Source organism: Octadecabacter algicola, assembly GCF_021532625.1.
Classification (GTDB): domain Bacteria; phylum Pseudomonadota; class Alphaproteobacteria; order Rhodobacterales; family Rhodobacteraceae; genus Octadecabacter; species Octadecabacter algicola.
This window is the reverse complement of sequence record NZ_JAKGAR010000002.1, coordinates 614,219-639,218: the sequence shown is the minus strand read 5'-3', so window position 1 is coordinate 639,218 and position 25,000 is coordinate 614,219. Positions and strand designations below refer to the sequence as shown.

Sequence of the window (25,000 nt, the reverse complement as noted above, 5' to 3'; positions counted from 1 at the left end):
CCCAACAATGCCTAATTTGTAAATAGATTGTCCCCTTTATTTTGTGCCAAACATGCGGTCACCCGCATCCCCTAGCCCTGGCACAATATATCCATTGTCATTCAAGTGACTATCTACCGACGCCGTCACAATTGGCACGTCTGGATGTGCAGCCTTCATTGCAGCAATCCCTTCAGGAGAGGCCAACAAACACAGGAACCGAATGTTTTTCGCGCCTGATTTCTTTAGCAAATCAATCGCAGCGATAGATGAATTTCCAGTCGCCAACATCGGATCAACGGCGATAACCATACGCTCGTCCATTTTCTCCGGCACCTTAAAATAGTACTGCACGGGCTGCAGTGTCTCTTCGTCGCGGTAAAGCCCAACAAAGCCGACACGCGCCGATGGGATGAGCTCTAACATCCCGTCCAACAACCCATTGCCTGCTCGCAAAATCGAAATGAGTGCAAGTTTGCGGCCCTCAAGGGTTGGCGCATCCATCGGCTCCATAGGGGTATCGATACGCTTGGTTGTCATCGGCAATTCGCGCGTCACCTCATAGGCGAGCAGTTGAGAAATCTCACGCAACAACTGACGGAACACCGCGGTTGACGTGTCTTTGTCGCGCATCAGGGTCAGCTTGTGCTGCACCAGCGGGTGTTTGACATGGGTAAGGTGCGGCAGGTCAGTCATGCGATTTCCAATCGTTTGGCAATTTTAGAACGCGTGTCATCGTCACAGAATGCCGCCGCGAGGGCGGTTTCGTTGACGGCTTTGAAATCATCCTCACCCCAACCGAACGTCTGGGAAAGCATGTCGAATTCGTTGGTCATTGTTGTGCCGAAAAAGGGCGGATCATCTGTGGAAACAGTGACCTTAACCCCCGCATCGCGTAACCGCTGGATAGGATGTTCTGACCAACCACCTGTGGCTTGCAAGAACACGTTTGATCCGGGGCAAACCTCAAGCACGACATCGGTGTCGATGATCTGCTTCATCAATGCGAGGTCTTTGATGGCGTCTACACCGTGGCCAATGCGCGTGACCTTGAGATCGCGCAAAGTGGCTGCGATCATTTCTGGGCCGCCCCATTCGCCTGCATGGCATGTCAATTCCAACCCCGCCTCGCGCGCCATATCATAGGCATAAGCAAAGTCGGCTGGTGTCCCGAAGGTTTCTGCGCCGCCCATCCCAAACCCGGTCACAAAGTCACCCTTGGTTTCTGCCGCACATTTGGCGGCAGCATTGGCCTTGTCCGATCCAAAGTGGCGTACGCAGGTCGCCACGCATTTCAATGTAATGCCCAGATCGCGGTCAGATTCATCAGCCGCCATTTGGATGGCATCAAGGTATTCGCGCCATGCGGACACATCACCACCGCCGCAGAAGTCCGGTGAGATAAACGTCTCTTGATAGACAACACCGTGCGAAGCGCTTTCTTCGAGGATGGCTTTCGTCAGACGATAAAAATCCTGTGGGCCTTGCAGGGTCGTGCACGCGGCCTCGTAGACTTCAAGAAAATGATTGAAATCACGATATGCATAGGTGCCATCAGGGTTAAATATACCACTGATATCAATAGACTTTTCCTTGGCGAGCCCTCGGATAAACGCAGGAGGTGCGCAGCCTTCGATGTGCGTATGTAGTTCTACTTTCGGCATAGATTTGTAGGTCATAAGAAGCTCTTTCCGGTGCCTTGAGGCGGCACACCAAGGTGAGTGGCAATGCTCGCGGCGACATCAACGAATGCGATCTGGCCAAGGTCGCGGGACCCTGCCCCGTGGATCAAAACGGGCACCTGTTCGCGGGTGTGATCTGTGCCACCCCATGTCGGATCGTTGCCATGATCGGCCGTGACACACAGCAGGTCTCCGTCCCGCAATTTAGGAAGCAGCTTACCGAGTTCTGCATCAAACCATTCAAGATGGCGCGCATAGCCAGACACATCACGGCGATGGCCATAAAGGCTGTCGAACTCCACGAGGTTTGCAAAGACAAACCCGCCATCGGGCGCATCGTCAACCATATCAAACAAGTGATCCATCAATGTCGCGTCAGCGCCTTTACGGACCTCGTCAATGCCACGCATGGAGAAGATATCTCCAATCTTACCAATCGCTTGCACGGAATGCCCTGCCTCACGCACCCAATCACACAACGTAGGTGACGGCGGTGAGATGGCATAGTCATGTCGGTTCAAAGTGCGTTGATAATCGCCGCTATCACCTACAAACGGGCGGGCGATCACGCGACCAACTTTCATCTCGTGCAGCATGGGCGACAGATCCTCGCAAAGCTGCAAAAGGCGATCTAGCCCGAAGTGGTCTTCATGGGCCGCGATCTGAAGGACGCTGTCCACCGACGTATAGCAAATAGGCTTGCCTGTTCGGACATGTTCATCGCCGAAGTCTTCAATCACTTGCGTGCCAGAGGCGTGGCAATTGGCAAGAATGCCGTCGGTTCCAGCAAGTTCGCTGATGCGGTCGCTCACGGCTTGTGGAAAAGCTGGCGTTTGATTTGGAAATGTATGCCAATCCCACGGCACCGGCACGCCCGCCAATTCCCAATGGCCTGACGGCGTGTCCTTGCCCATGCTTATTTCTACCGCGTTGGCATAGGCACCGGTGGGCGCAGGCCATCCAAGGTCCAACCCTGTGGCATTCTTGATCGCCGCCCCCGCCCCCAGTGCGTTGAGGTTTGGGATATGGAGCGGTCCGCTGCGCCCGTCTTCGGCCTGCCCTGCGGCGCAGGCCTGCGCGATGTGGCCAAGAGTGTTGGCGCCTGTATCGGGAACGTCGCCGTTAAAGAACTGCGCAGCATCTGGCGCGCCGCCGATACCAACGCTGTCAATTACGATCAAAAAGGCGCGCGTCATTCTTCGATCCTTTCAAGTATAAGGTCAGGCGTTTCAACGGCTTGCCCGATTGTGATGGCGTTCTGAACAGTCCGCGCGGCGGCCTCGGCACTGTCTTCGTCGGCGGCGTGGATCGTTACCAGAGGGTCGCCACGGCTCACCTTAGTTCCCAAGGGCAACACATCGGAAAGCCCGACGCGCGGATCAATACGATCACTTTCGACCTGCCGTCCACCACCCATTTGTACGACAGCCAAACCAAGCGCTTCGCCATCAATGGCCGTGATCGTCCCCGACGTCGGCGCAGGCACATCCCCGACAACAGGGGCTTTGGGCAAATGTGTGTGCCAGTCTTCGGCGATATCTGGCGGGCCGCCCATAGCGCGTATCATAGCGGCAAAACACACCATCGCGTGGCCCGAAGAAATTGCCGCCGTCACACGTTCTTCGGCCTCACCCTCGGAATGACCTGACAGCGCCAAGACGCGCGCGCAGAGTGCAACCGTCAGATCATGTAGCCGCGGTGCCGCCGCGCGATTGCCTGAAAGGACCTCAAGACAGGTTGCAACCTCAAGTGCGTTACCAAGGCTAGGCGCGAGGGGCTGCGACATGTCAGTGATGAACGCCGCCGTCGGTGTGCCCGCACCATTCGCCGTTGAAACCAACGCCCGAGCAAGAACCGCGGCCTCCTCAGGTGTCTTCATAAAGGCGCCGCTGCCCGCTTTGACATCCAGAACAAGCCCGTCAAGACCAGCCGCCAGTTTCTTGGACAGGATCGACGCACAGATCAAATCAACACTCTCTACGGTAGCAGTAACATCCCGAATGGCATATAAACGTTTATCTGCCGGCGCGATTGTCCGGGTCGCGCTGACGATTGCACAGCCAACGTCACGGGTCACCTGGCGAAACTCCGCAGGCGTGAGTGCCGTGTTGAGGCCGGGGATGCTTTCGAGCTTGTCCAGCGTACCGCCAGTATGGCCGAGGCCGCGCCCAGAAACCATTGGCACAAAGACATCACAGGCTGCCAAAGCTGGCGCAAGGATCAGAGAAACAGGGTCCCCAACTCCGCCTGTGGAATGCTTATCAAGCACCGGCCCCTGCAAATCCCATTTCATCACGTCGCCGCTGTCGCGCATCCCACATGTCAGCGCAACACGACCTTCTTCGCTCAACCCCTTTAGGCAAACGGCCATCGCAAATGCCCCCGCCTGCGCATCCGAAACGGCCCGCGTGGCAAGACCATTGGCGAACCATGTGATCTCTTCGGTGTTGGGGGCGATGCCCCTCCGCACTTTGGCAATGATGGCGCGCGCATCCATCTTAGGAATTTGCCATGTGATCTGCGGTAAAGCGTCCCGGCAATAGATCGGCCACCGTCATCTGCAATGTTTTTCCATCCATCGTCGCCATGGTCACAACCACATCAGGCCCTGCAAATTCAGCGATTTTCTGTCGGCACCCGCCACAAGGCGGCACAGGTGCGGGCGCATCGGCGATCACGGCCACTTCTGAAATCTGGCGCTCACCCGCTGCACACATGGCGGCAATGGCCCCCGCTTCGGCGCAGGTGCCTTCCGGATAGGCCACGTTTTCAACATTTATGCCTTTGTAAACATTACCATCTATTGTTTTGATCGCGGCCCCAACGGCAAAGTTCGAATATGGGGCATAGGCGTTTTCACGCACCTTACGGGCATCATCTATAAGGGACATTTTGGCAGCTCCTTTTTTATGCAGCGTGAGCCTGTTGCGGTCCAGTTTCAAGCCAAAGTCGTTGTGAATTTTCCGGCAAGCGACACCTCAAGCAGTTCAAGGTCCTCGGTCGCATCACTATATCGGGTCGCCATGCCAGGCGGGATGACGAACGCATCGCCAGCCTCAAGGCGGTATGGATCCTTGCCCTCACCTTCTAGGGTCATCGAACCCTCCATGACAAAGGTGAAATGGATGTCCGCGTCGTGTGTGGCCCATTGGGGGAACCCGTCCCCGCGGCGCACGACCTGTACGCCTGCAACGGACTTTGTAGCCTCATTGATCGTAGTATCCCGCGCTATAAACCCGGGAAGTCGGAAGGGCTGCCAGTGTGCATCTTTACCGACGTTGTGCACGAATTTTTGCCCCTGCCATTCGCGATCGGGGCGCAACTGCGGCGTCGGCAGCGTCATTTCATGCTCAATTTCAGTGATATGCTCTGCGGGCACGCCAATTTCAATCACCTCAATGCCATCTGATGCCTCAAGGACGCGGTGGCGAATTTCCGGTGGCTGGATAAAGCAGTCTCCCGCATGAAGCCGGATTGGGCCGCCCTGATCTTCGTAAATCACATCGACCCAACCTCGATAGCAGTAGATCAACTGAAACCCGACCTTATGGTAGTGCACCATGTCAGGCACCGGGCCGCCGTCGGGAATGCGAATGTGGCTGGCGATGATCGACCCACCCAAACGAGACGGAATCAAGTCTCGGTAATGCATGCCTGCGCGACCTATCACCCAAGGCGCCTGATCTGCCAAACGGCGCACCACAAAGGCGTGGTCTGTTTGCGGCAAATGAAGCGGCGGGTTGAGTCCGTCGATTTCAACTGTCGTACCACCGGGGGATGTGAGGGACCGGCTGTCCGCAAACCCGACATCATCTGTCAAGATACGTAAGCGCCCCGCCTCGCCAGTTTGCGACGCATCCAAACGCACACGTAATCCATGACCGGAAAATACAGCGATAGATGGATCGTCGGCGGGATAAATACTATCCATGCGCATCTTTAAGGTTTTGGTGAAAAAACCAATGTCAGCGGTCAATGCCTTCGTTGGCAGGCAAACCTCAGCACGGATGTCAGGATTATTTATCATTTGGTCAATTTGCGGCCCCGCTTTCCGATTTGCAAGAGAGTGCGCCTTCGGACTATAGGGGAAATAGAGCTTCCTTAACGTCAGCAAGATAGTTTAACGTTAAACTAATTTTTGAATACCCCTCAATCGAACGGGAAACCGATGACTGATACACCCAAAACTCCGCCTAAAGACGCCCAAAAAGAAGCCTTGCGACACGCGGCATTGGAATATCATAAATACCCAAAACCCGGGAAACTGGAGATCCGCGCAACCAAACCGATGGCCAATGGTCGGGACCTGGCGCGCGCCTACTCCCCTGGCGTGGCTGAGGCCTGCCTTGAGATCAAAGAAGATGCCGCCACAGCAGGCGACTACACCGCGCGCGGCAATCTGGTGGCTGTTGTCACCAACGGTACGGCAGTTCTGGGGCTTGGCAACATCGGGGCGCTGGCAAGTAAACCCGTTATGGAAGGCAAAGCAGTCCTATTCAAGAAGTTCGCGAACATCGACTGCTTTGACATTGAGGTAAACGAACCAGACCCTGAAAAACTGGCAGATATCGTTTGCGCACTAGAACCAACGTTTGGCGCGATCAACCTTGAAGATATCAAAGCACCTGACTGTTTTATCGTTGAGAAACTGTGTCGCGAGCGGATGAACATCCCCGTATTTCATGACGATCAGCACGGTACTGCAATTGTTGTCGGGGCTGCTGCGACCAATGCTTTGCAAGTGTCGGGTAAGAAATTTGAAGACATCAAAATCGTCAGCACAGGCGGCGGCGCTGCGGGCATTGCCTGCCTCAACATGCTCCTAAAACTTGGCGTAAAGCGCGAGAATGTCTGGCTGTGTGACATCGAAGGGCTGGTCTATGAGGGCCGCGCGAAAGACATGACACCGCAAAAAGCGGAGTACGCCCAAGGCAAAACACCCGCAACGTTGGGTGATGTAATTGAGGGCGCGGACATGTTCCTTGGCCTGTCCGGCCCCGGCGTTCTGAAACCCGACATGGTCGCTAAGATGGCCAAAGCGCCGATCATTTTTGCGCTGGCCAATCCAAATCCAGAAATTACACCCGAAGATGCGCGTAGCGTTGCACCAGATGCGATTATGGCCACAGGACGCAGCGATTTCCCTAACCAAGTTAACAACGTGCTGTGCTTCCCGTTTATCTTTCGCGGGGCATTGGACGTCGGCGCGACCGAGATTAACGACGCCATGCAAATCGGTTGCGTAGAAGGCATTGCAGCGCTGGCCCGCGCGACAACCTCGGCTGAGGCGGCAGCTGCCTATCAAGGCGAACAGATGACGTTCGGGCCTGAATATCTGATCCCGAAACCGTTCGATCCGCGCCTCATGGGGGTTGTCGCCTCCGCGGTGGCAAAGGCAGCGATGGAAACCGGTGTTGCAGCGCGCCCCGTCGATCTGGATGACTACAAAGCAAAGCTGGATGCCTCGGTATTCAAATCCGCAATGTTAATGCGCCCCGTATTTGAGGCTGCCGCCAAAGAAGCCCGTCGGATTGTATTTGCCGAAGGCGAAGACGAACGTGTTCTGCGGGCAAGCCAAGCAATCTTGGAAGAGACCACAGAAACGCCGATCTTGATTGGCCGTCCTGATGTGATCGCAGCCCGCGCTGAACGCGCTGGGCTTGAGATTGATATTAACAGCCTCGACATCGTGAACCCGGAAAACGACCCGCGGTACCGCGACTACTGGGAAACCTATCACAGCTTACGGTCCCGCAACGGGGTCACCCCTGATATTGCTCGCGCCGTAATGCGCACCAATACCACTGCGATTGGCGCCGTGATGGTTCAACGCGGAGAGGCGGACAGCCTGATTTGCGGGACTTTCGGCCAATTCCGCTGGCATCTGGATTATGTGAAACAGGTTTTGGGCGAGAACCATAAGGTTCAGGGTGCGCTCAGCATGATGATCCTTGAGGACGGCCCCCTGTTCATCGCCGACACCCACGTGCATTCCGAACCTTCGGGTGAACAGATCGCGCAGACAGCAATCGGTGCTGCACGCCACGTGAAACGGTTTGGGCTAGAACCAAAGGTCGCGTTTTGTGCGCAGTCGCAATTTGGCAACCTGAACTGCGATACGGGGACTCGTATACGATCCGCGATGAAAATCCTCGACGCCCAGAAAGTAGATTTCACCTATGAGGGTGAAATGAACGTCGACGCGGCCCTAGACCCAGAACTGCGTGACCGCTTGCTGCCGAACGGTCGCATGAAAGGCGCGGCAAACGTTCTGATTTTTGGCCATGCTGATGCCGCCGGCGGCGTACGTAACATTCTTAAGATGAAAGGCGGCGGCCTAGAAGTCGGGCCAATCCTGATGGGCATGGGCAACCGCGCACACATCGTGACGCCGTCAATCACCGCACGCGGATTACTGAACATGGCTGCCATCGCGGGTACGCCCGTCAAACACTATGGCTAGGCTTTAAAGAGGGGTTATCGTTCCTCGCAAAGTTGTCGATCCGGCCTGCAGGGTAATTCTATTGCCCTGTAGTGTCATCGGGGGACAATCATCTGAAAGGCCCACTGAAAGGGTCAGTTGGTGGGAAAACTGCGCGTGTGTTTACCAGATCAGTTCCAACCTCGCTTGCACTGAGGGCCACGCAACCAGCGAGACTTAGAATTAGAGTTGCGAACAAAGTAGAACGAAACATTAGGACGGCCTTCTTTCGAATTTGATACCCTATAAGCCTGACGAAAGAACGCCCACACAGCTAGGTCATCACATCTTCTTTCTCGGATACTTCGAACCGGCTACCCTTGCAGGCAGGAGATGTGTCGCTAAGGTTGCAAAACAACCAGTTGGAGAATTTATGCCCCGTATCGCACTTGCACTTGCAGCCGTCACAACGATGTCCCTCACAGCCTGTATGGAACCCGCAAGTGGAGGCGCTCCTTTAACTGGTGCCGCGCTTGAGGCTCGGCTAAGCGATCAGGTCATGACGATCCGCCCCATTGATCCGTCGTTGGGTATGCCAACACGTGCAGAGCTGAACTCTGATGGCACTGTGGTGCTTTCCTATGCGGACGGCGAGGTCGCCAACCTTCTCTGGAGGGTCGAAACCCAAGGATTATGTTTTCCATACCGTTCGGACCCGAACAGGTACTCCTGTCGCAATATCGTTGTTACATCGAGCAACCAGTTCTCAATCTACGATACCCGCTTCGGCACGCAAATTCTCGCGAGGGGAACGCTCTCGCCGCTATAGACCTAGAGCGAGTCGCGGCGGCAACGTGGGTTTATTCGCAACTTTGCAAGCAAGCCTGAGCAACTTAGCAATTCACCGCTAAACAATCGACTTTGCAAACTTTGCACTCAAGCAGCTGCGACATTTTGCTAACCCACCCTCATTGGCGGCGCTAACAGGCTTGCCCCATCCCCCCCGCGCGGCCTATCCCTATGTAAAGTAAGGGGAGGCACACTATGTCATACGAAGAAGTCTACAAGAACTGGCAGGATGATCCGGAAGCGTTTTGGATGAACGCCGCCGAAGCGATTGACTGGGTAAAGCCTCCGAGCAAAGCCTTGTTCGACGAAAACGCCCCTCTTTATGAATGGTATGCTGATGCCAAGGTAAACGCTTGCTACAACGCTGTGGACCGCCACGTTGAAAACGGGCGCGGTGAACAGACTGCTATTATCTTTGACAGCCCGATCACCCACACCAAGCGCGAAATCTCATACGTTGAACTGCGCAATCGCGTGGCAAACCTTGCTGGGGCATTGCGCGCCAAGGGTGTCGAAAAAGGCGACCGCGTCATTATCTATATGCCAATGGTACCCGAAGCGATCGAGGCTATGTTGGCCTGTGCCCGCCTCGGTGCGGTGCATTCGGTTGTCTTTGGCGGCTTTGCTGCGAATGAATTGGCTGTGCGGATAGATGATGCCACCCCAAAAGCAATTATCGCCGCGTCCTGCGGATTAGAGCCAGGCCGCGTGGTGCACTACAAGCCGCTGCTGGACGGTGCCATTGAACTGGCGACCCATAAGCCTGATTTCTGCGTCATCTTGCAGCGCGAACAAGAAGTCGCCGAACTGATCGAAGGGCGTGACTACAACTGGCACGGCTTCCAATACGGTGTTGAACCAGCGGAATGCGTTCCGGTAGAAGGCAACCACCCTGCCTATATCCTTTACACATCGGGTACCACTGGCGCACCCAAAGGCGTTGTGCGTCACACCGCCGGCCATTTGGTAGCGCTGAATTGGACCATGAAAAACATCTACAACGTCGACCCCGGTGACGTGTGGTGGGCCGCATCGGATGTCGGTTGGGTCGTGGGCCACAGCTATATTTGTTACGGCCCATTGGTCCATGGCAACACCACCGTGGTTTTTGAAGGCAAGCCCGTTGGCACGCCGGACGCAGGCACGTTCTGGCGCGTGATCGAAGAACACAACGTCAAAAGCTTCTTCACCGCGCCTACCGCATTCCGCGCTGTAAAACGCGAAGACCCAACAGGCGAGTTCGTCAAGAAATACGACCTCAGTTGCCTTGGGCAAGTGTTCTTGGCCGGAGAACGAGCCGACCCTGACACGATCATCTGGGCGCAAGACCATTTGAAGAAGCCGATCATCGATCATTGGTGGCAGACCGAGCTCGGCTACCCCGGTGTGTGTAATCCGGTCGGCATCGAACTGATGGACGTCAAACTTGGCAGCCCATCAGTTCCACTGCCCGGCTTCGATATCGATATCTTGGACGATGAGGGCCACAAGATGCCCGCAGGTGAGTTAGGCGCAATTGCGATCAAACTGCCTTTGCCTCCGGGTACGCTGCCGACATTGTGGAACGCCGAAGACCGGTTCAAATCGAGTTACCTGAAAACCTTCCCCGGCTACTACGAGACAGGTGATGCGGGCATGATCGATGATGACGGCTATCTTTATATCATGGCACGCACCGATGACGTGATTAACGTAGCGGGTCATCGTTTAAGCACTGGCGCTATGGAAGAAGTTCTCGCCGCGCACCCGGACGTCGCTGAATGCGCAGTGATCGGTGTCACCGACCAGCTTAAAGGGCAACTGCCTATGGGCTTCGTCTGTTTGAACAATGGTGCGACGATCAGCGATGACGATGTCACAAAGGAATGCGTTCAGCTCGTGCGCGAGAAGATTGGCCCTGTTGCAGCATTCAAAATGTGCACCGTGGTAGATCGCTTGCCGAAAACGCGTTCAGGAAAGATCCTTCGTGGGACTATGGTAAAGATCGCAGATGGCGAAGATTACAAAATGCCCGCCACGATCGATGATCCCGTCATTCTGGATGAAATTCGCGAAGCGCTAACGAAAATTGGCTACCCAAAGGGGTAGCCAATTACAAAGTTACCGATCTGATTGGCGTTACGCGCGTTTGCGCGCCCGCATGCCAAGTGCGCCAAGTCCAGCAATCAACAGCAGCCCAGAAGCTGGAAGCGGTACTGGCGATGGTTGGCCCGTGACAAGATCCTGCGATCCGTCTGCAAGATAAAACGACAGATCGTAAGCAGGATCAAAATTCGACAAGCTCGTCAGGTATGAACTTGCTTCGGCCTCAACCGCTGCATTGTTCAGCAGTTGAAAAGTACCGGCATCAAGGTCCAAGTCGCTGTCCGTAATGACTTCCCAGATCGAAACCTGGAATGCAGCGGCTTCAACGCCAGTGTCAATATCAGCAACAAAGCCAGTGAATAGACGCGAAAGGTTATCCGTTACAGATGCCGAAAACGGCGTGGCCGTTTCATCATAAGTAAAAGGCAGGGTTAAGTTCTCGGCAAGGTCGATACACCAAGCGATGAAATCAACACCAAATTCCGACGTGACGTGAAAACCGCCCGCTGCAACATTCAATGTGTCAGCGCCGTTCTGAATTCGAACATTGCTGTACAGTGCAGGATCACCAAAAACATTTGTGTAGGTCTTGTCCAGCGCGATGGGCGACGCAGATACTGTCATTGGCAGCACAACAGCGGTCGCGGTCGCAGCAAAAAATTTCTTCATAGAATTTAACATAAAACTTACCTCTTCTGGTCTTACACATAAGATGAAGGTACTTTTCCGTCAATTTTAAGGGGGAAATCGCTCTCGATTACCGCATAACAGGCTACAATGCCCATTACGTAGAGGCACTGTCTCTCTTCAGTTCACTAGGAGCGCCACCCAAGCGTGTGTATGTGAAAAAACTACCCCTTATGCGTGCGAATCATGCAAATTGCGCGCAGATTAGCCGCCTTTCAAGCTCCTGACCGGGATCAAATGGAATAAAGTGTTCGATCTCGGGGGCGGACCTCACATCAACCGATGCCACGTTTTTGACCGTTACTGCCCGATGCGCAAAGGTTTTGGTGATGCGAAGAACTGGTAGTCATCAATCGGGTCTTCAAAGGCTAAATCCGGCCCACTTATCACCTGTGTCCGATAGCCGTTTTCGGTCTTCGTGTAGACGACACAAATCTCACCCAAAGTTGCAAACTCGCTCTCAATAGACGCGAGCATGAGTTCCTGCGCAAAGCCTACATCGCCGGAGAATGAGAGTTCGCTGTTTGCCATATTCCCGCACACAGCGTCGCCACGATCATATAGCGCAAGCGCCCCTTCCAAGGCCGGAAGCGATGGATCCACAAAAAACGTCGTGCGTGAAAAATAACGCCCTGGGCCAGTTATCTGGGTTGTCGTGATCGCATCGCAAGTATCAGTCGCGGCGTCATATTCGGAACACTCATAGGGACGCCCTTCCGTTTCCGCCAAGACTTGCGAAAACGGGATAACTTCCTCTGGGGACGGCAGGGGCGTCATACAGGCAGTCAGTGCTGTCAGGCCGATAATTGGAAAAACGAACTTCATTACATTTACTTTCTAAAGGGAGTGAATTCTAAGTTACGCGAATTGTTCGCGGATCAGTCTTTCCTCTAACCCGTGACCGGGGTCGAAAAGGATACGGTGTTCGATCTCGGGGGCGGACCAGACATCAACCGATGCCACGTTTTTGACCGACACCCCATCGGCGTCCGCGTTCACGGGGCGCTTTTCGGGATTGGTGACTTCAAACGTCACGCGGGCAGCTTTAGGTAATAACGCTCCGCGCCATCGGCGGGGCCGGAACGGCGCCACAGCCGTCAGCGCCAAAACATCAGACCCAATCGGAACAATCGGCCCGTGAGCAGAGTAGTTATAGGCCGTGGACCCCGCTGGGGTTGACAGCAACGCACCGTCACACACGAGTTCTTCCATCCGCAAACGCCCATCTACGTGGATACGAAGTTTGGCCGCCTGTGGCCCAGCGCGCAGCAAAGACACTTCGTTGATGGCCAGCGCCTTATGTTCGGAACCATCCATGCAGGTTGCCAGCATATGCAGCGGATTTATGGTTTCTTCTTCTGCCGCAGCCAAGCGATCCCGCAAACCATTTTCTGAGTATTCGTTCATCAAGAAACCAACCGTGCCTCGGTTCATTCCATAAACGGGTGCAGGCAAATGCTGGGTGCCGTGCAATGTATGTAACATAAACCCGTCCCCGCCCAAGGCCACGATAATGTCGGCATCTTCTATGCCCACGTCACCATATTGAGCGACCAGCGCTGTCTTGGCGTCTTGTGCAATTGGCGCATCACTGGCCACAAAAGCTAGCTTGGTTTCGGCGGCCATGGCGCATCCCTTATTCAATCGACCCAATGTCCACTGCGCCCCACCAAAAGGCAAGCAAAACGCACCACCGACGTCATGAGCCGCAACACATAAAGAACATGACGCTTTTGGGCTTTATGAGCCGCAATCGAGGGCCTATGTATCGCCCAAAGTCTGCGACCAAAGGAAGACCCATGACTGATGCAACCAAAGACACAGGTTTCTTCACCGAAAGCCTGTCCACGCGTGACCCTGAAATTGCAGCCGCGATTGATGCTGAATTGGGTCGCCAACGCAAAGAAATCGAACTGATCGCGTCCGAAAACATTGTCAGCGCCGCCGTCATGGAAGCGCAAGGCAGCGTCATGACAAACAAATACGCCGAAGGTTATCCAGGTCGCCGCTACTACGGCGGGTGCCAACACGTTGATGTTGCAGAAAACCTTGCCATTGATCGCGCAAAACAGTTGTTCGATTGCGGCTTTGCCAACGTGCAGCCGAACTCTGGTTCTCAGGCCAACCAAGGTGTGTTCCAAGCGCTGTTGCAGCCTGGTGATTCAATCTTGGGCATGAACCTTGCGTCCGGTGGTCACCTGACACACGGTGCCCCGCCAAACCAATCCGGCAAGTGGTTCAACGCTGTTCAGTATGGAGTGCGCCGTCAGGACAACCTGCTTGATTATGACGAAGTGCAAGCGCTCGCGACAGAACATAAGCCAAAAATGATCATCGCAGGCGGATCCGCCATCCCACGTGTCATCGATTTTGCGAAAATGCGCGAAATCGCGGACAGCGTTGGCGCAATCCTGCACGTTGATATGGCTCACTTTGCTGGTCTGGTTGCTGCTGGGGAACACCCTTCACCGTTCCCACACGCCCATGTTGCAACAACGACAACACATAAAACATTGCGCGGCCCACGTGGCGGCATGATCCTGACCAACGATGAAGCCATCGCCAAGAAGGTTAACTCGGCTATCTTCCCCGGTATTCAGGGCGGCCCATTGATGCATGTGATCGCCGGTAAGGCTGTAGCCTTTGGCGAAGCCCTGCGTCCCGAGTTCAAAACCTACATGCGTCAGGTGCGGGCCAATGCGGACGCATTAGCCGATCAGCTGATCAAAGGTGGCTTGGATATCGTGACGGGCGGGACTGATACGCACGTGATGCTGGTTGATCTGCGCCCTAAAGGTGTAACAGGCAACATCACAGACGCTGCCCTTGGCCGCGCGCATATCACCACCAACAAAAACGGCATCCCGTTTGACCCAGAAAAGCCAACTGTGACGTCAGGCATTCGCCTTGGCACACCAGCAGGCACGACACGCGGGTTTGGTGAAGACGACTTCCGCCAGATTGCCGATTGGATCGTTGAGGTCGTAGACGGCCTTGCGGCAAATGGCCCTGACGGCAACGACGAAGTCGAAGCCAAAGTGCGCGGCGAAGTTGAAGCCTTCTGCGACAGGTTCCCGATGTATCCGAACCTGTAAGTCAGGTCGAATTCTTTGCAAAGGGCGTGCCATTTGGTGCGCCCTTTTGCGTTTGCAAATGTCCTGCACAAACCTGCAGTGGACTTTGCAGCCGCATTTGGCGCATTTAGCCCCATGACCAGCACACCAAGCTTCGAGACATCCTTTGCCCCTATCGTGCAGCGCGCTCTGCCCGCACCTTTGTCAGGCGTGGTGCTGTTTGTACTCAAACACCTTTGGGCAGCATTGTTTGCGGTGCTCATACTTGGCTCAGTGATTTTCACAAATGCAATCTGGAACGATGCGTGGCCCGTGGCCCGATATGACGCACTGTTTGCCATCGCCGTGTTAACGCAGGTCGCCATGCTGTTCTTTAAGCTGGAAACATGGGACGAGGCCAAGGTCATCCTGCTGTTCCACCTCACCGGCACCTGCATGGAATGGTTCAAGGTGAACGCCGGATCATGGGGCTACCCCGAAGATGCTGTTTTCATGGTCTTCAATGTACCGCTGTTTAGCGGATTCATGTATGCCTCTGTGGGCAGTTACATCGCGCGGGTGATCCGCCTGTTTGATTTACGGTTTACGCCCTATCCACCCTACTGGACCACAGTGGTTCTGGCCGTGGCGATCTATGTGAACTTCTTTTTGCACCACTACTGGTACGATATCCGGCTGGTCCTATTCGCGGCCACGTTGGTCTTATTCTGGCGCACTCAGGTCCGTTTTACCGTGGGGCGCAGACTGTCTGTACGATTGCCTTTGGCCGCGCTTTGCGCGAGCTTCGCACTCTGGATCGCTGAGAACATCGGCACACTAACGGGCACATGGGTCTACGCGGGCGGAGCCGAGTTCGACTGGACGCCAATTTCAAAAATGGGAAGCTGGTATCTGTTGATCTACGTGGCCTTCGTTACGGTAACACTGGTCATACGCGCGCCGCTGGACATCAAAGATAGCCACGATACCACATATAAAAAATAAACGCGCCAAGAACGATAATCAGATTGAAGCTCACCGCGCCAGCCAATTGAAGAAGTCGCGTTTTGCGGCGTTCCTTTGGATCAATAGATTTTAGGTGTTCCACTAATGTTTGATGTGCTTTAGCGACCTTTGCCTCATCGATCATCAAACGCAGCTTTGGGTGGCCCAAATATTGTTCTGCGTGGACCAGATAGGTGCCTTCACGTTGCGCCCATTTCGGCAACAACCGCCCTGCCTTGGCCAATGCCTTTTCCAAGGTTCGCCCTTTAACCCTGAGGCGTTCCTCGATAAGGGTGCGGACTTCATCGCTTTGCCTATGTATCGTAGCACTCGTCATACTACATGTAGTAGCGCGAGCCGATCTGGCTTTCAATTCTCCTTTGGGTGGTCTAGTCAAAAACGATGCTGAATATCCTCACTCACGGTGACCCTGCGGCACCAAAACTTCTCATCGCTCATGGGCTTTTTGGGTCTGGTCGGAACTGGAACGTGATCGCCAAAAGACTGTCAGACCAATACTTTGTGGTGTGTCCAGACATGCGAAACCACGGGTCCAGCCCACGGTTCGACACGCACAGCTATTTCGATATGGCCGATGATCTTGCGGAACTGTTGGACGGTCCGTCCTATGTTGTTGGTCATTCCATGGGCGGCAAGGCGGCAATGGTGTTAGCGCTGCGCCATCCAGAACTGGTGAAACGCCTGATCGTCGCTGACATCGCGCCGGTAACTTACAGACACACGCAATCCCAGCACATCAATGCCATGCGCTCTGTGGACCTGAGCGCGATAGAACGGCGTTCTGAGGCTGGCAAAAACCTAGACCCAGAGGTGCGAGACTTTCTATTGCAATCCCTTGATGTCAAAGAAAAACGCTGGCTGTTGAACTTGGATACCCTTGAGGCAGAGATGCCCAAGATCCTGAGTTTCCCAGAAGTAAGCGGCAGCTATGACGGTCCGGCGCTCTTCCTGTCCGGGGCTGACAGCGATTACGTGCAGCCCGAACACCGCCCCGCCATCAAAAACCTGTTCCCGAACGCCCATTTCGCCAAACTGCGCGACGCGGGCCACTGGTTGCACGCACAAAAACCGCGCGAATTCGAAGCCGCGGTGCGGGCGTTCTGCGTCTAATTCATCGAAGACGTGAGAAAGACCAACAAGCTCGCGCCACCGACGAGCGCCAGAAAGATGTGCGGAAGATAGGCCATGTCACAGTCCTTAGAATGAGTTTCTAAGGGTGATACGCACGAGCACGGACATTCCGTCGCTCTCACTAGAAATCATTTAGCCTAACGCCCCATCGCGCGGCTGATGAACCAGACGGCGGGCAGCGCCAACACCGCCCCGAAAGCCGCAACGCCCAAAAGCGGCCAAAGCCCAGAGACGCCGCTTACAAGTGCGACGACCACGAAGGTGCCTGCAAGGGTCGACGCAATGACGCCAAACAGCGCCAAAGCAACGGGGTTCACCCGCGCTCCACGATGGCCTTGGCGATGAACCACGACGCCGGAATGGACACGAGGAACCCAAGGGTCACTGCGATAACGATCGGCTGCGCGGTGTCATAACCCATGACCAGTGATGCGATCATGAATGTGCCGGCAAGTGTGGTGCCGATAACGAAGAAAAGAATGCCTGCGAGTCGTGCCATTGGGGCCTCCGGAAATGTGAATGATCCGAGATTGCCATGAGTCGATCCCTCATGCGTTGATTTGGGTCAAACCACCGCGCGATCAGGCCATACAGTTCTTACACAGCGGAGCAGCAGGCAACAGTTCAAGCCGCTCATCCGAAATCGGGTCACCGCATTTCGCGCACTCGCCATAGGTGCCCGCATCAACCCGTGCCAAGGCCGCATCGATCCGCTTCAGCTCAGCAGCCTCGGTGTTGCCCAAAGCCTCAAGAACCTCGTCCCCCTGCCGCTCTGACGCGCGGTCCTCCCAATCGGCGGGTGGCGTATCATCCAACTGATCCTCGACTTCCGTGAGGTGCTGCATGATCTCTGCGCGCTGCGCGAGAAGGATTTGCTTTTGAGTATCGACGTTCATTCCGGCTCTCCCTTTAGGTGGGACGAGCATGACGCAGCGTGTTGGGACGCGCTTTGATTTGGGTCAAGTGGTGGGGGAGCGTCTGTGACGAGGTCGCGCCCGAGCCGAGGGGACGGTGCGAAGCGCCCGCCCCGTGGAGGCGGATCGGGCGCTGACAAATCGAAGATTTGGCAGCAGCCGCTTTCGTTTCTTCAATAAACGCTATTCACTCTGATTCAAAACAAGTGGCCAAGATTGAAAAAAGAAACCCGTTTCGCTCGAGTAGAACACAATTCCATTTGAAGTTGCTGCGATAATAGATGCGTCTCTACTAACCGAACCGACCTCTTGGACTAGTTCATTTTTCAATTGTCCCACCTTTAAATAGCCCGATGTTGCAGACGCAATTGCTAGACTTGAAACCAAAAGTAAGACATCATCGAGATCGACTTTGCTAACTGATCCATTTGAATCGCTTCGCCAGAAGCCCCAGGATAAATCAAAGCGGAACCTAGTATTCACGTTAGAATAGTTAATCGACGCCAAGGCAAAAATTGACGTCGCGAGACAAACGATCAAGCCTCGCCAAACACCTAAATATGCGATTGAAAAAAGGGCAATCCCGGAAAAAGCCGTGAATGCTGCCCTATTTTCTTCATAGAAAACAACGCCACTGCGTGCTTGAAATAACTTCTTTTTTAGGTTCGCCAGACGGGCTTCGTTTCTTCCGAATATTGAAGCTTTTCTAAAGTGCTCCGCGACGCTGCCGTCGTTCTTAAAGCTGCGCCCGTTCTTTCCAAGTCCAGTAAAGCCAACATAAGCGCGGCGATATCCACGTTGAAAGTAAGACGCCTCAATCGACATTGAGTGCCACCAAGCAGCCAGTCCGAATATCGCCTGGGGTAGATACCTAGCTACGAAAGCAACCAAGACAGCTACCACTGTAAAGTTTCCGGAAAAGGATACTTTAAAGGATGCATCTAACAAACTTCGAAATGGTGAAGGTATTCCAATTGCAAAGGCTGCTAAGTGAAGGGGAATAATCGCTAAAATCGCTAAAGCTACGAAAAGGGATTTCTTCGTATCAATACTTGCGAAATCAAAACCCATGCCACTTCTCCCCAATCTAATAGCTTTGTGCAACTCAAGGAAAAAGCTTAGCTGTCCATTTTAAGTGCGGAAATAAACGCCTCTTGCGGGATATCCACCTTACCGAACTGGCGCATCTTCTTCTTACCCGCTTTCTGCTTGTCCAACAGTTTGCGTTTCCGTGACGCGTCGCCGCCGTAACACTTCGCCGTCACGTCTTTGCGCATGGCGGACAGGGTTTCGCGGGCGATGACTTTGCCGCCGATGGCCGCTTGGATCGGAATTTTGAACATGTGGCGCGGGATCAGCTCTTTCAATTTCTCAACCATAGCGCGGCCACGGGCCTCTGCGCGGTCGCGGTGCACCATCATGGACAGCGCGTCGACCGGTTCTTCGTTCACCAGCACGGACATCTTGACCAGATTATCCTCGCGGTAGCCCGTCAGTTGGTAGTCAAACGACGCATAGCCCTTGGTGACGGATTTCAGACGGTCGTAAAAGTCGAACACCACTTCGTTGAGCGGCAGGTCGTAAACGGCCATGGCGCGCGACCCTGCATAAGTCAGGTCTTCTTGGATGCCGCGGCGGTCTTGGCAAAGTTTCAGAACCTCGCCCAAGTATTCATCCGGCACAAGGATCGTCGCCTTGATGCGCGGTTCGGCCACGTGATCGACCGTCGTGATGTCGGGCATGTCGGCAGGGTTGTGCAGGTCGATCTGCGTGCCGTCCTTCATGTGGATGTGGTAGATCACCGACGGCGCCGTGGTGATGAGTTCGATATCAAACTCACGTTCGATCCGGTCGCGGATCACTTCGAGGTGGAGCAAGCCAAGGAAGCCACAGCGGAAACCAAATCCAAGTGCTGCTGAGGATTCCATTTCGAAAGAGAAGCTCGCGTCGTTCAGGGCCAGCTTGTCGATGGACTCCCGAAGGTCTTCGAACTGGGCGGAATCCACGGGGAACAAACCACAGAAAACCACGGGCTGTGCGGGCTTAAAGCCGGGGAGTGGTTCGACCTCATCGCGCTGATGGGTGATCGTGTCGCCTACCCGCGTATCGCGCACCTGTTTGATCGAAGCGGTGAGGAAGCCGATCTCACCGGGGCCAAGCTCATCCACGGGGGTCATTTCAGGGCGGAAGACGCCGATGCGGTCCACGTGGTGGATCGTGCCGTTAGAGATGAATTTGACCTTTTCACCCTTCTTCAGCTTACCGTCGATGATGCGCACCAGAACGATCACGCCAAGGTAACTGTCATACCAAGAATCCACCAACATCGCCTTAAGCGGCGCGTTGATATCGCCCTTGGGCGCGGGGAGTTGGGTGACGATAGCTTCGAGCGTTTCTTCAATGCCCTGCCCTGTTTTGGCAGAGACTGCGATGGCGCCGGAAGCATCAATACCGATAACGTCTTCGACCTGTTCTGCAACACGGTCAATGTCAGACGCCGGAAGATCGATCTTATTGAAAACAGGGACCAATTCGTGATCGGCCTCAATGGCGTGATAGACGTTGGCCAGCGTCTGCGCCTCCACCCCTTGGGTGCTGTCCACGACCAGCAAAGACCCTTCAACCGCACGCATGGAGCGGGAGACCTCATAGGCGAAATCGACGTGCCCGGGGGTATCGATCAGGTTGAGCACATAGGTCTCACCGTCTTTGGCGGTGTAATCGATGCGCACCGTGTTGGCCTTGATGGTAATACCGCGCTCGCGCTCGATATCCATGGAGTCCAACATTTGCGCCTTCATATCGCGCTCCGCCACCGTATTGGTGGACTGGATCAAGCGATCAGCGAGGGTGGATTTACCATGGTCAATGTGCGCGACGATGGAGAAATTGCGGATTTTGTTCAGGTCGGTCATGGTAAGGGGATATGGTAGGATTTATGGGGTTTGTCGAGGGGGTTTGACAGGCCATTTGTTAGGGATGATGTGAATGACGGATGTAGATATTTCGGATTTTGAGAGTCCCGAAAGATGGCTTCGGTCTCAGACCGATGAAACACGCTTTGCATTGGCCAGCCGGGGAGCATTGCGCGTAGTCGCAAACTTTCGCCCCGGATTAGATGGACCACTAAACGATCTTGATCTAGGGCTGTTTCGTGCAATCCTAACGTCTGCAGTTTATTCTCAACGCCACTCGTCAGACGTGAATTGGCGTTCTATTCTTCGTTCCGCACATTCCGCCGCTGATTCCGCCGCCACGGTAGCAGAAGACGCCTTTGGGGACTCTCATCCCGCCGCACTCTACGCCCGAGATTCCGTTGGTTCCATATCCAATATCTTTTCTGGCTATGGCGTTGATCCCTCCTCCGGTATTGCTGCTCAATGGGACGCCTCACATCTCGACGGGCTTTTCCGGCACCCAGTTTGGAAAGGGTCCAAGGTGCCTCAAATGATTGCTGAGAACCACACGACGCTTTTGGCCAAACTAAAGGCCGGCGCGGAATGGGTCTTTTGGCAACGGTTTTACGAAGGTATGTGGAACGGCACATTCGACGAGTGGGATTTGGCGCTTGAAGTGATCCAGATTGATAACGAGATCTGGAAGGAAGGCGTTGAGGCGGTTGCGGATGAGATTGCGAAGATTGAGGCGCGATTGAAGCCTGACCCGCTACCCGATGCAGAAGCGGTTAGGCTTGCACAGAAGATCGTCGCGAAGCCAGAAACCGCGATACTGGCTGCTGACGGCCTGGCTCAACTCATCGAAATGGCGACGCAAGAGTATAAGCGAGAGGTTTCCAATGCTCTTCCCGAAGAGTTGGAGCCGCTTGATAGCCTTCCAGCGATCCTAAACGACTTATCGCTCATTTTGACTAGTTCAAAGCCGAACACCGATAAAGAAGCCCAGCTTCAAGCCGCATTGAAGTTAACGGCAAGCACCGTTTTCGACCTAAACCGACGATTGAAAGCGGCGGCGACGGAACTCGAGAGCCTGCGGCGAAATGGAAAAGGGCGTAGGTTATTTGCAGACGCATTCTACGAGAAAGCGGGCGAGCGAACCGCTGAACTGATTACATCCAAAGTTCTTTGGGGCGGTCTGATGACAGGCGCTGGCTTTTTGCTTGGAGGCGGTTCTGCTGAGGCGCTGACGAATGGAGTTCAGGAATGTTTTCAGGGGATCATTCAGCCTGAAGCGAATGAAGCGGTGAAGCCCAGCATAAAACCAAAATAGGATTTTCGCACTGAACCTTCAGAAATTTCGCGCCCGAACCGAGGGGTGGGCGAGAAGCGCCCTCCCCGTGGGGGAGGTTCGGGCGCCGCCAAATCTTTGATTTGGCTGGGCTGACTGCATGGGGCGAGCATCTAGACATTGAGGGTCGGGGCGCGGTCCGGCCTTGCCGTCCCAAGGGGACGTGCGCCAAACCGTCGCAAAAGTGATCATCCTCCCCCTTCCCCAGCCCCCTGCTTTCCTTCATAATCACCCCAGCAGATAAACAGCCCAAGCCAAAATCGGCGGGCGATATGAGGTGGTAGTGATGCGGGTAATTCTTGCGATGACGTGTATTTTGGCTCTGACGGCCTGTGGTGGGAACCGCAATTCGGGGTCGACCCGTGGGGCGACGGGTGATATCAGCCGTGCCTGCCTTGCTGCTGACAGATCAGCCGCGACGACGTCTCTGTGCTCTTGTGTGCAGCGTGTCGCTAACAATGAGCTGAGCTCCAGTGATCGCAGCCGTGTTGCGCGGTTCTTTGGTGATCCTGAATTCGCCCACTCGATCCGCATTTCGGACACCACGGCGAATGATGCGTTCTGGCGTCGCTATCAGTCCTACGTGAGCAAAGCGCGCAGCCAGTGTGGTTAACGCGTTAACCCCGCGATAAGCCCATCCGCGCAAGCTTCGATCAAATCCAAACATCCATTGAAATCCCGCGTGTAATACGGGTCGGGAACGGCTGTGCCGTCTTGCCCGATGTGATCCGTGAAAAGTACGACAGGCGTAGGTGAGTGCGTGGGCCGCAGGGCTTCGATGTCGTCGGCGTTTTCGGCATCCATAGCGATGATTACGTCAAAATTGTCGAAGTCATCCGCCGTGAACTGGCGCGCGCGCAGCGGCGAAAGATCGTATCCACGCCCCCTCGCAGCCTGCTGCATCGGGCCATAGGGCGGGTCGCCGACGTGGTAGCCAGCGGTTCCGGCACTGTCCAATTGGAGATGCGGGGCCTTGGCGCGGGTCACGGCCTCGGCTGTGGGGGACCGGCAGATATTACCGAGACAGACAAAAAGAATACGTTGCATGAGGGAAGTATAGCTGGGCGCGTTAAAAGGCCCACTGTGATTTTGTCGGGCACATGAGAATGCGCCCGACAAGTATTGGTCTTAGTGATCTGAATGGTCAGAACCGTGATCCATCGTCCCGTGATCCATGCGCTCTTGATCGACTGGAATTTCGACGACAACGTCGCCGGCTTCTTCGAAGGTCAAGGTGATAGTGACGGTCTGATCATCCGCGAAGGGTTCGTTGAGCCCCATGAACATCACGTGATTGCCACCGCGTTCCATGGTGATGTCACCGCCTGCGGGAAGCTCAAAACCCTCTTCGACATGTATCATCTGCATCACGCCTTCGGCGTTCTCGATGTGAGTGTGCAGTTCTGTGCGTGCAGCCACATCAGAGGTGACAGCAATTAGGCGGTCATCAGTATCGCCATGATTGTGGATCAACATAAACGCGGCACCTGCCATCGCATTGGATGAACGTGCGTATTGATCGTGAACTTCAACCTCAGCAAAAGCCGCAGTTGCGAGGGGCAGTGCCATTGCGGCACCAAGAAGGATGGATTTGAAGGACATGATGTCTCTCCTGAATAGAAGTCTGAATGTTGGATAAGTGAAAGTCGGTATTCAGACCATCAGAGGAGGCGCGCGCGCAGGGTGTCCTTTGAGGAGTGACAGCCTAAATGCAGCCGTAACAGGGACCTGCACAAGTGTCTGCATGTGGATAAGCTGAGGATCAGCAAGGGTGGGTGGCGTGGACGTCTCAGCGAGCGTTAAGGCGCAATCAACGCAAGTATGTGCAATTTCGATCGGGTTGCCGTTGATGTCCAACGTGATGATTTCGCTGTCTTGGCCGGAGCACAGAACAAACTGCCCCATCGCGGACGCCATGATGCCACGCGCCTGCGCCATCTGAAGCGAGGTCATCGCAATCAGTATCGCAAGCGTCAGAGTCAAAAGGCGAGTCATCTTCGTCATCTCGGGAAGGATACCAGTGCCAGCGCGGGGCAAAAAGAGCAGAATGGTCGCAGCCCTAATCGTTTGAGATTTCTTCAAAGGTCAGGCGGTCATGCTTGGCAGAATTGATGGGGCGCCCCTGCCAGTTGATCTGACACTGTGTTTCGGTTTCGCTGAGTATTTGGCAATCCCGTGTCCATCCGATTGCGTATCCGTCTTGATAACTGGACACGTTGGAACACACGTATTCTTGCGTCGTGATATCACAAACACCGTCATAACAAATCCGAAAAACAGGTGGGGACAGTTCGCCTGAAAAGCTTCTCGTGAAATCAACACAACCCGCCCAAGCCGATTGGCTGATCAGCCCCTGAAACGTTGCTAGGATGAATTTCATAGACCAGTCCCTCATTACGTGAAAACACATCGCCATCTTACACCGTAGCCCAACCGCTAAACACAAAAAAACCCGAGCACTGAGGCTCGGGCTTTTCTAAATCAGTCAGGTAGAACGACTTATGCTTCGGCTGTTGCCTTGGCGATGTCTTTCTTGACCTTCAACGCGGCTGGGGACAGCTCAGCGTCTTTGGATTTTGCGAAGAACGCATCCAGACCACCACGGTGATCAACGGTGCGCAAAGCAGCGTTAGAGATGCGGAATTTGAAGCTACGGCCCAAAGTTTCAGACGCCAAAGAGACGTCCTGAAGGTTTGGCAAAAACCGACGGCGTGTACGGTTCTTAGCGTGGCTCACGTTGTTGCCCGTCATTGGGCCTTTTCCGGTCAGTTCGCAACGGCGAGACATGGCGTTTTCCTTGTTTATCAAGGGCCAGCTACATCGTGCGCGACCCGTTCTATCAAACCTGTTAGGCCCCGCACGCAGCAAGGCCTGAATTCATTTGGCGGGAATTAGGAGGATTCCTTGCCCCCGTCAACCCGTTTCCCC

The 25,000-nt window shown here is 54.6% G+C and carries 28 protein-coding genes; 8 read left to right on the top strand and 20 right to left on the bottom strand.

What is annotated here, in order from left to right; all coding sequences use genetic code 11:
* Positions 1 to 36 precede the first annotated feature (36 nt).
* The 6 genes from upp to L0666_RS09920 are packed head-to-tail and all read right to left on the bottom strand — an operon-like array spanning position 37 to position 5,688.
* Positions 37 to 675 carry a uracil phosphoribosyltransferase gene (gene upp / locus L0666_RS09945; protein WP_216038277.1) on the bottom strand — a complete coding sequence of 213 codons (639 nt, stop codon included), beginning with the start codon at positions 673 to 675 and terminating at the stop codon, positions 37 to 39.
* Entirely contained in the window at positions 672 to 1,658 is a 987-nt protein-coding gene (locus L0666_RS09940) for an adenosine deaminase (RefSeq protein ID WP_235261158.1), read from the bottom strand. Before L0666_RS09940 ends, upp begins: the two co-directional genes overlap by 4 nt.
* Positions 1,655 to 2,857, bottom strand: coding sequence for a phosphopentomutase (locus L0666_RS09935; RefSeq protein ID WP_235261157.1), 1,203 nt, complete (start codon positions 2,855 to 2,857; stop codon positions 1,655 to 1,657). The genes L0666_RS09940 and L0666_RS09935 overlap by 4 nt, the downstream gene beginning before the upstream one ends.
* Positions 2,854 to 4,158, bottom strand: a complete 1,305-nt coding sequence (locus tag L0666_RS09930) for a thymidine phosphorylase (protein WP_235261156.1) — start codon at positions 4,156 to 4,158, stop codon at positions 2,854 to 2,856. Before L0666_RS09930 ends, L0666_RS09935 begins: the two co-directional genes overlap by 4 nt.
* Before the next feature lies 1 nt (position 4,159).
* Positions 4,160 to 4,576 carry a cytidine deaminase gene (locus L0666_RS09925; RefSeq protein WP_272492179.1) on the bottom strand — a complete coding sequence of 139 codons (417 nt, stop codon included), beginning with the start codon at positions 4,574 to 4,576 and terminating at the stop codon, positions 4,160 to 4,162.
* Positions 4,577 to 4,599: 23 nt separating this feature from the next.
* Positions 4,600 to 5,688 carry a cupin domain-containing protein gene (locus L0666_RS09920; RefSeq protein WP_235261154.1) on the bottom strand — a complete coding sequence of 363 codons (1,089 nt, stop codon included), beginning with the start codon at positions 5,686 to 5,688 and terminating at the stop codon, positions 4,600 to 4,602.
* 141 nt (positions 5,689 to 5,829) lie between these two features.
* Here L0666_RS09920 and L0666_RS09915 point away from each other — a divergent pair, with 141 nt between their 5' ends.
* From L0666_RS09915 to prpE, 3 genes are all read left to right on the top strand, one after another.
* Positions 5,830 to 8,124 carry an NADP-dependent malic enzyme gene (locus tag L0666_RS09915; protein ID WP_235261153.1) on the top strand — a complete coding sequence of 765 codons (2,295 nt, stop codon included), beginning with the start codon at positions 5,830 to 5,832 and terminating at the stop codon, positions 8,122 to 8,124.
* A gap of 391 nt (positions 8,125 to 8,515) precedes the next feature.
* A complete protein-coding gene (locus L0666_RS09910; protein ID WP_235261152.1) occupies positions 8,516 to 8,911 on the top strand; it encodes a hypothetical protein in 396 nt (131 codons plus the stop codon).
* A 215-nt stretch (positions 8,912 to 9,126) separates the two neighbouring features.
* Complete coding sequence (prpE, locus tag L0666_RS09905; RefSeq protein ID WP_235261151.1) at positions 9,127 to 11,019, top strand: propionate-CoA ligase PrpE; 1,893 nt, start codon at positions 9,127 to 9,129, stop codon at positions 11,017 to 11,019.
* A 30-nt stretch (positions 11,020 to 11,049) separates the two neighbouring features.
* Here prpE and L0666_RS09900 read toward each other — a convergent pair whose 3' ends face one another.
* From L0666_RS09900 to L0666_RS09890, 3 genes are all read right to left on the bottom strand, one after another.
* Positions 11,050 to 11,685, bottom strand: a complete 636-nt coding sequence (locus L0666_RS09900; RefSeq protein ID WP_235261150.1) for a VPLPA-CTERM sorting domain-containing protein — start codon at positions 11,683 to 11,685, stop codon at positions 11,050 to 11,052.
* Positions 11,686 to 12,003: 318 nt separating this feature from the next.
* The gene (locus tag L0666_RS09895; RefSeq protein ID WP_235261149.1) at positions 12,004 to 12,528 is read right to left on the bottom strand and encodes a hypothetical protein; all 525 of its coding nucleotides are present in this window, start codon (positions 12,526 to 12,528) and stop codon (positions 12,004 to 12,006) included.
* A gap of 33 nt (positions 12,529 to 12,561) precedes the next feature.
* Positions 12,562 to 13,329, bottom strand: a complete 768-nt coding sequence (locus L0666_RS09890; RefSeq protein ID WP_235261148.1) for an NAD kinase — start codon at positions 13,327 to 13,329, stop codon at positions 12,562 to 12,564.
* 173 nt (positions 13,330 to 13,502) lie between these two features.
* Here L0666_RS09890 and glyA point away from each other — a divergent pair, with 173 nt between their 5' ends.
* Together glyA and L0666_RS09880 are read left to right on the top strand one after the other, a co-directional pair.
* A complete protein-coding gene (glyA, locus tag L0666_RS09885) occupies positions 13,503 to 14,798 on the top strand; it encodes a serine hydroxymethyltransferase (RefSeq protein WP_235261147.1) in 1,296 nt (431 codons plus the stop codon).
* Between the two features lie 114 nt (positions 14,799 to 14,912).
* A complete protein-coding gene (locus L0666_RS09880) occupies positions 14,913 to 15,761 on the top strand; it encodes a DUF817 domain-containing protein (protein WP_235261146.1) in 849 nt (282 codons plus the stop codon).
* Here the strand turns inward: L0666_RS09880 and L0666_RS09875 are convergent.
* Positions 15,727 to 16,098, bottom strand: a complete 372-nt coding sequence (locus tag L0666_RS09875) for a hypothetical protein (protein ID WP_235261145.1) — start codon at positions 16,096 to 16,098, stop codon at positions 15,727 to 15,729. The genes L0666_RS09880 and L0666_RS09875 overlap by 35 nt on opposite strands.
* A 65-nt stretch (positions 16,099 to 16,163) precedes the next feature.
* Here L0666_RS09875 and L0666_RS09870 point away from each other — a divergent pair, with 65 nt between their 5' ends.
* Complete coding sequence (locus tag L0666_RS09870; RefSeq protein WP_235261144.1) at positions 16,164 to 16,892, top strand: alpha/beta fold hydrolase; 729 nt, start codon at positions 16,164 to 16,166, stop codon at positions 16,890 to 16,892.
* Positions 16,893 to 17,050: 158 nt separating this feature from the next.
* On the opposite strand, the gene L0666_RS09865 is transcribed toward L0666_RS09870, so the two are convergent.
* From L0666_RS09865 to lepA, 5 genes are all read right to left on the bottom strand, one after another.
* Positions 17,051 to 17,230, bottom strand: coding sequence for a CTP synthetase (locus L0666_RS09865; RefSeq protein ID WP_235261143.1), 180 nt, complete (start codon positions 17,228 to 17,230; stop codon positions 17,051 to 17,053).
* Positions 17,227 to 17,412, bottom strand: a complete 186-nt coding sequence (locus L0666_RS09860; RefSeq protein WP_235261142.1) for a CTP synthetase — start codon at positions 17,410 to 17,412, stop codon at positions 17,227 to 17,229. The genes L0666_RS09865 and L0666_RS09860 overlap by 4 nt, the downstream gene beginning before the upstream one ends.
* Before the next feature lie 82 nt (positions 17,413 to 17,494).
* Positions 17,495 to 17,809, bottom strand: a complete 315-nt coding sequence (locus L0666_RS09855; RefSeq protein ID WP_235261141.1) for a TraR/DksA family transcriptional regulator — start codon at positions 17,807 to 17,809, stop codon at positions 17,495 to 17,497.
* A 201-nt stretch (positions 17,810 to 18,010) separates the two neighbouring features.
* On the bottom strand, positions 18,011 to 18,898 hold the full coding sequence (locus L0666_RS09850; RefSeq protein ID WP_235261140.1) for a hypothetical protein: 888 nt from the start codon (positions 18,896 to 18,898) through the stop codon (positions 18,011 to 18,013).
* 47 nt (positions 18,899 to 18,945) lie between these two features.
* Positions 18,946 to 20,742, bottom strand: a complete 1,797-nt coding sequence (gene lepA / locus L0666_RS09845) for a translation elongation factor 4 (protein ID WP_235261139.1) — start codon at positions 20,740 to 20,742, stop codon at positions 18,946 to 18,948.
* Positions 20,743 to 20,815: 73 nt separating this feature from the next.
* Between lepA and L0666_RS09840 the strand changes: the two genes are divergently transcribed.
* Positions 20,816 to 22,054, top strand: a complete 1,239-nt coding sequence (locus L0666_RS09840) for a hypothetical protein (protein WP_235261138.1) — start codon at positions 20,816 to 20,818, stop codon at positions 22,052 to 22,054.
* Between the two features lie 304 nt (positions 22,055 to 22,358).
* Positions 22,359 to 22,685, top strand: coding sequence for an arginine transporter (locus L0666_RS09835; protein ID WP_235261137.1), 327 nt, complete (start codon positions 22,359 to 22,361; stop codon positions 22,683 to 22,685).
* On the opposite strand, the gene L0666_RS09830 is transcribed toward L0666_RS09835, so the two are convergent.
* The 5 genes from L0666_RS09830 to rpmB form a co-directional block, all read right to left on the bottom strand.
* Entirely contained in the window at positions 22,682 to 23,119 is a 438-nt protein-coding gene (locus L0666_RS09830) for a low molecular weight protein-tyrosine-phosphatase (protein ID WP_235261136.1), read from the bottom strand. The two genes, L0666_RS09835 and L0666_RS09830, sit on opposite strands and share 4 nt — an antisense overlap.
* Before the next feature lie 81 nt (positions 23,120 to 23,200).
* A complete protein-coding gene (locus L0666_RS09825) occupies positions 23,201 to 23,674 on the bottom strand; it encodes a copper chaperone PCu(A)C (RefSeq protein WP_235261135.1) in 474 nt (157 codons plus the stop codon).
* Positions 23,675 to 23,725: 51 nt separating this feature from the next.
* On the bottom strand, positions 23,726 to 24,076 hold the full coding sequence (locus L0666_RS09820; RefSeq protein ID WP_235261134.1) for a hypothetical protein: 351 nt from the start codon (positions 24,074 to 24,076) through the stop codon (positions 23,726 to 23,728).
* Between the two features lie 55 nt (positions 24,077 to 24,131).
* Entirely contained in the window at positions 24,132 to 24,452 is a 321-nt protein-coding gene (locus L0666_RS09815) for a hypothetical protein (RefSeq protein WP_235261133.1), read from the bottom strand.
* Positions 24,453 to 24,571: 119 nt separating this feature from the next.
* Positions 24,572 to 24,859, bottom strand: a complete 288-nt coding sequence (gene rpmB / locus L0666_RS09810; protein WP_216038250.1) for a 50S ribosomal protein L28 — start codon at positions 24,857 to 24,859, stop codon at positions 24,572 to 24,574.
* Between the last annotated feature and the right edge of the window lie 141 nt (positions 24,860 to 25,000).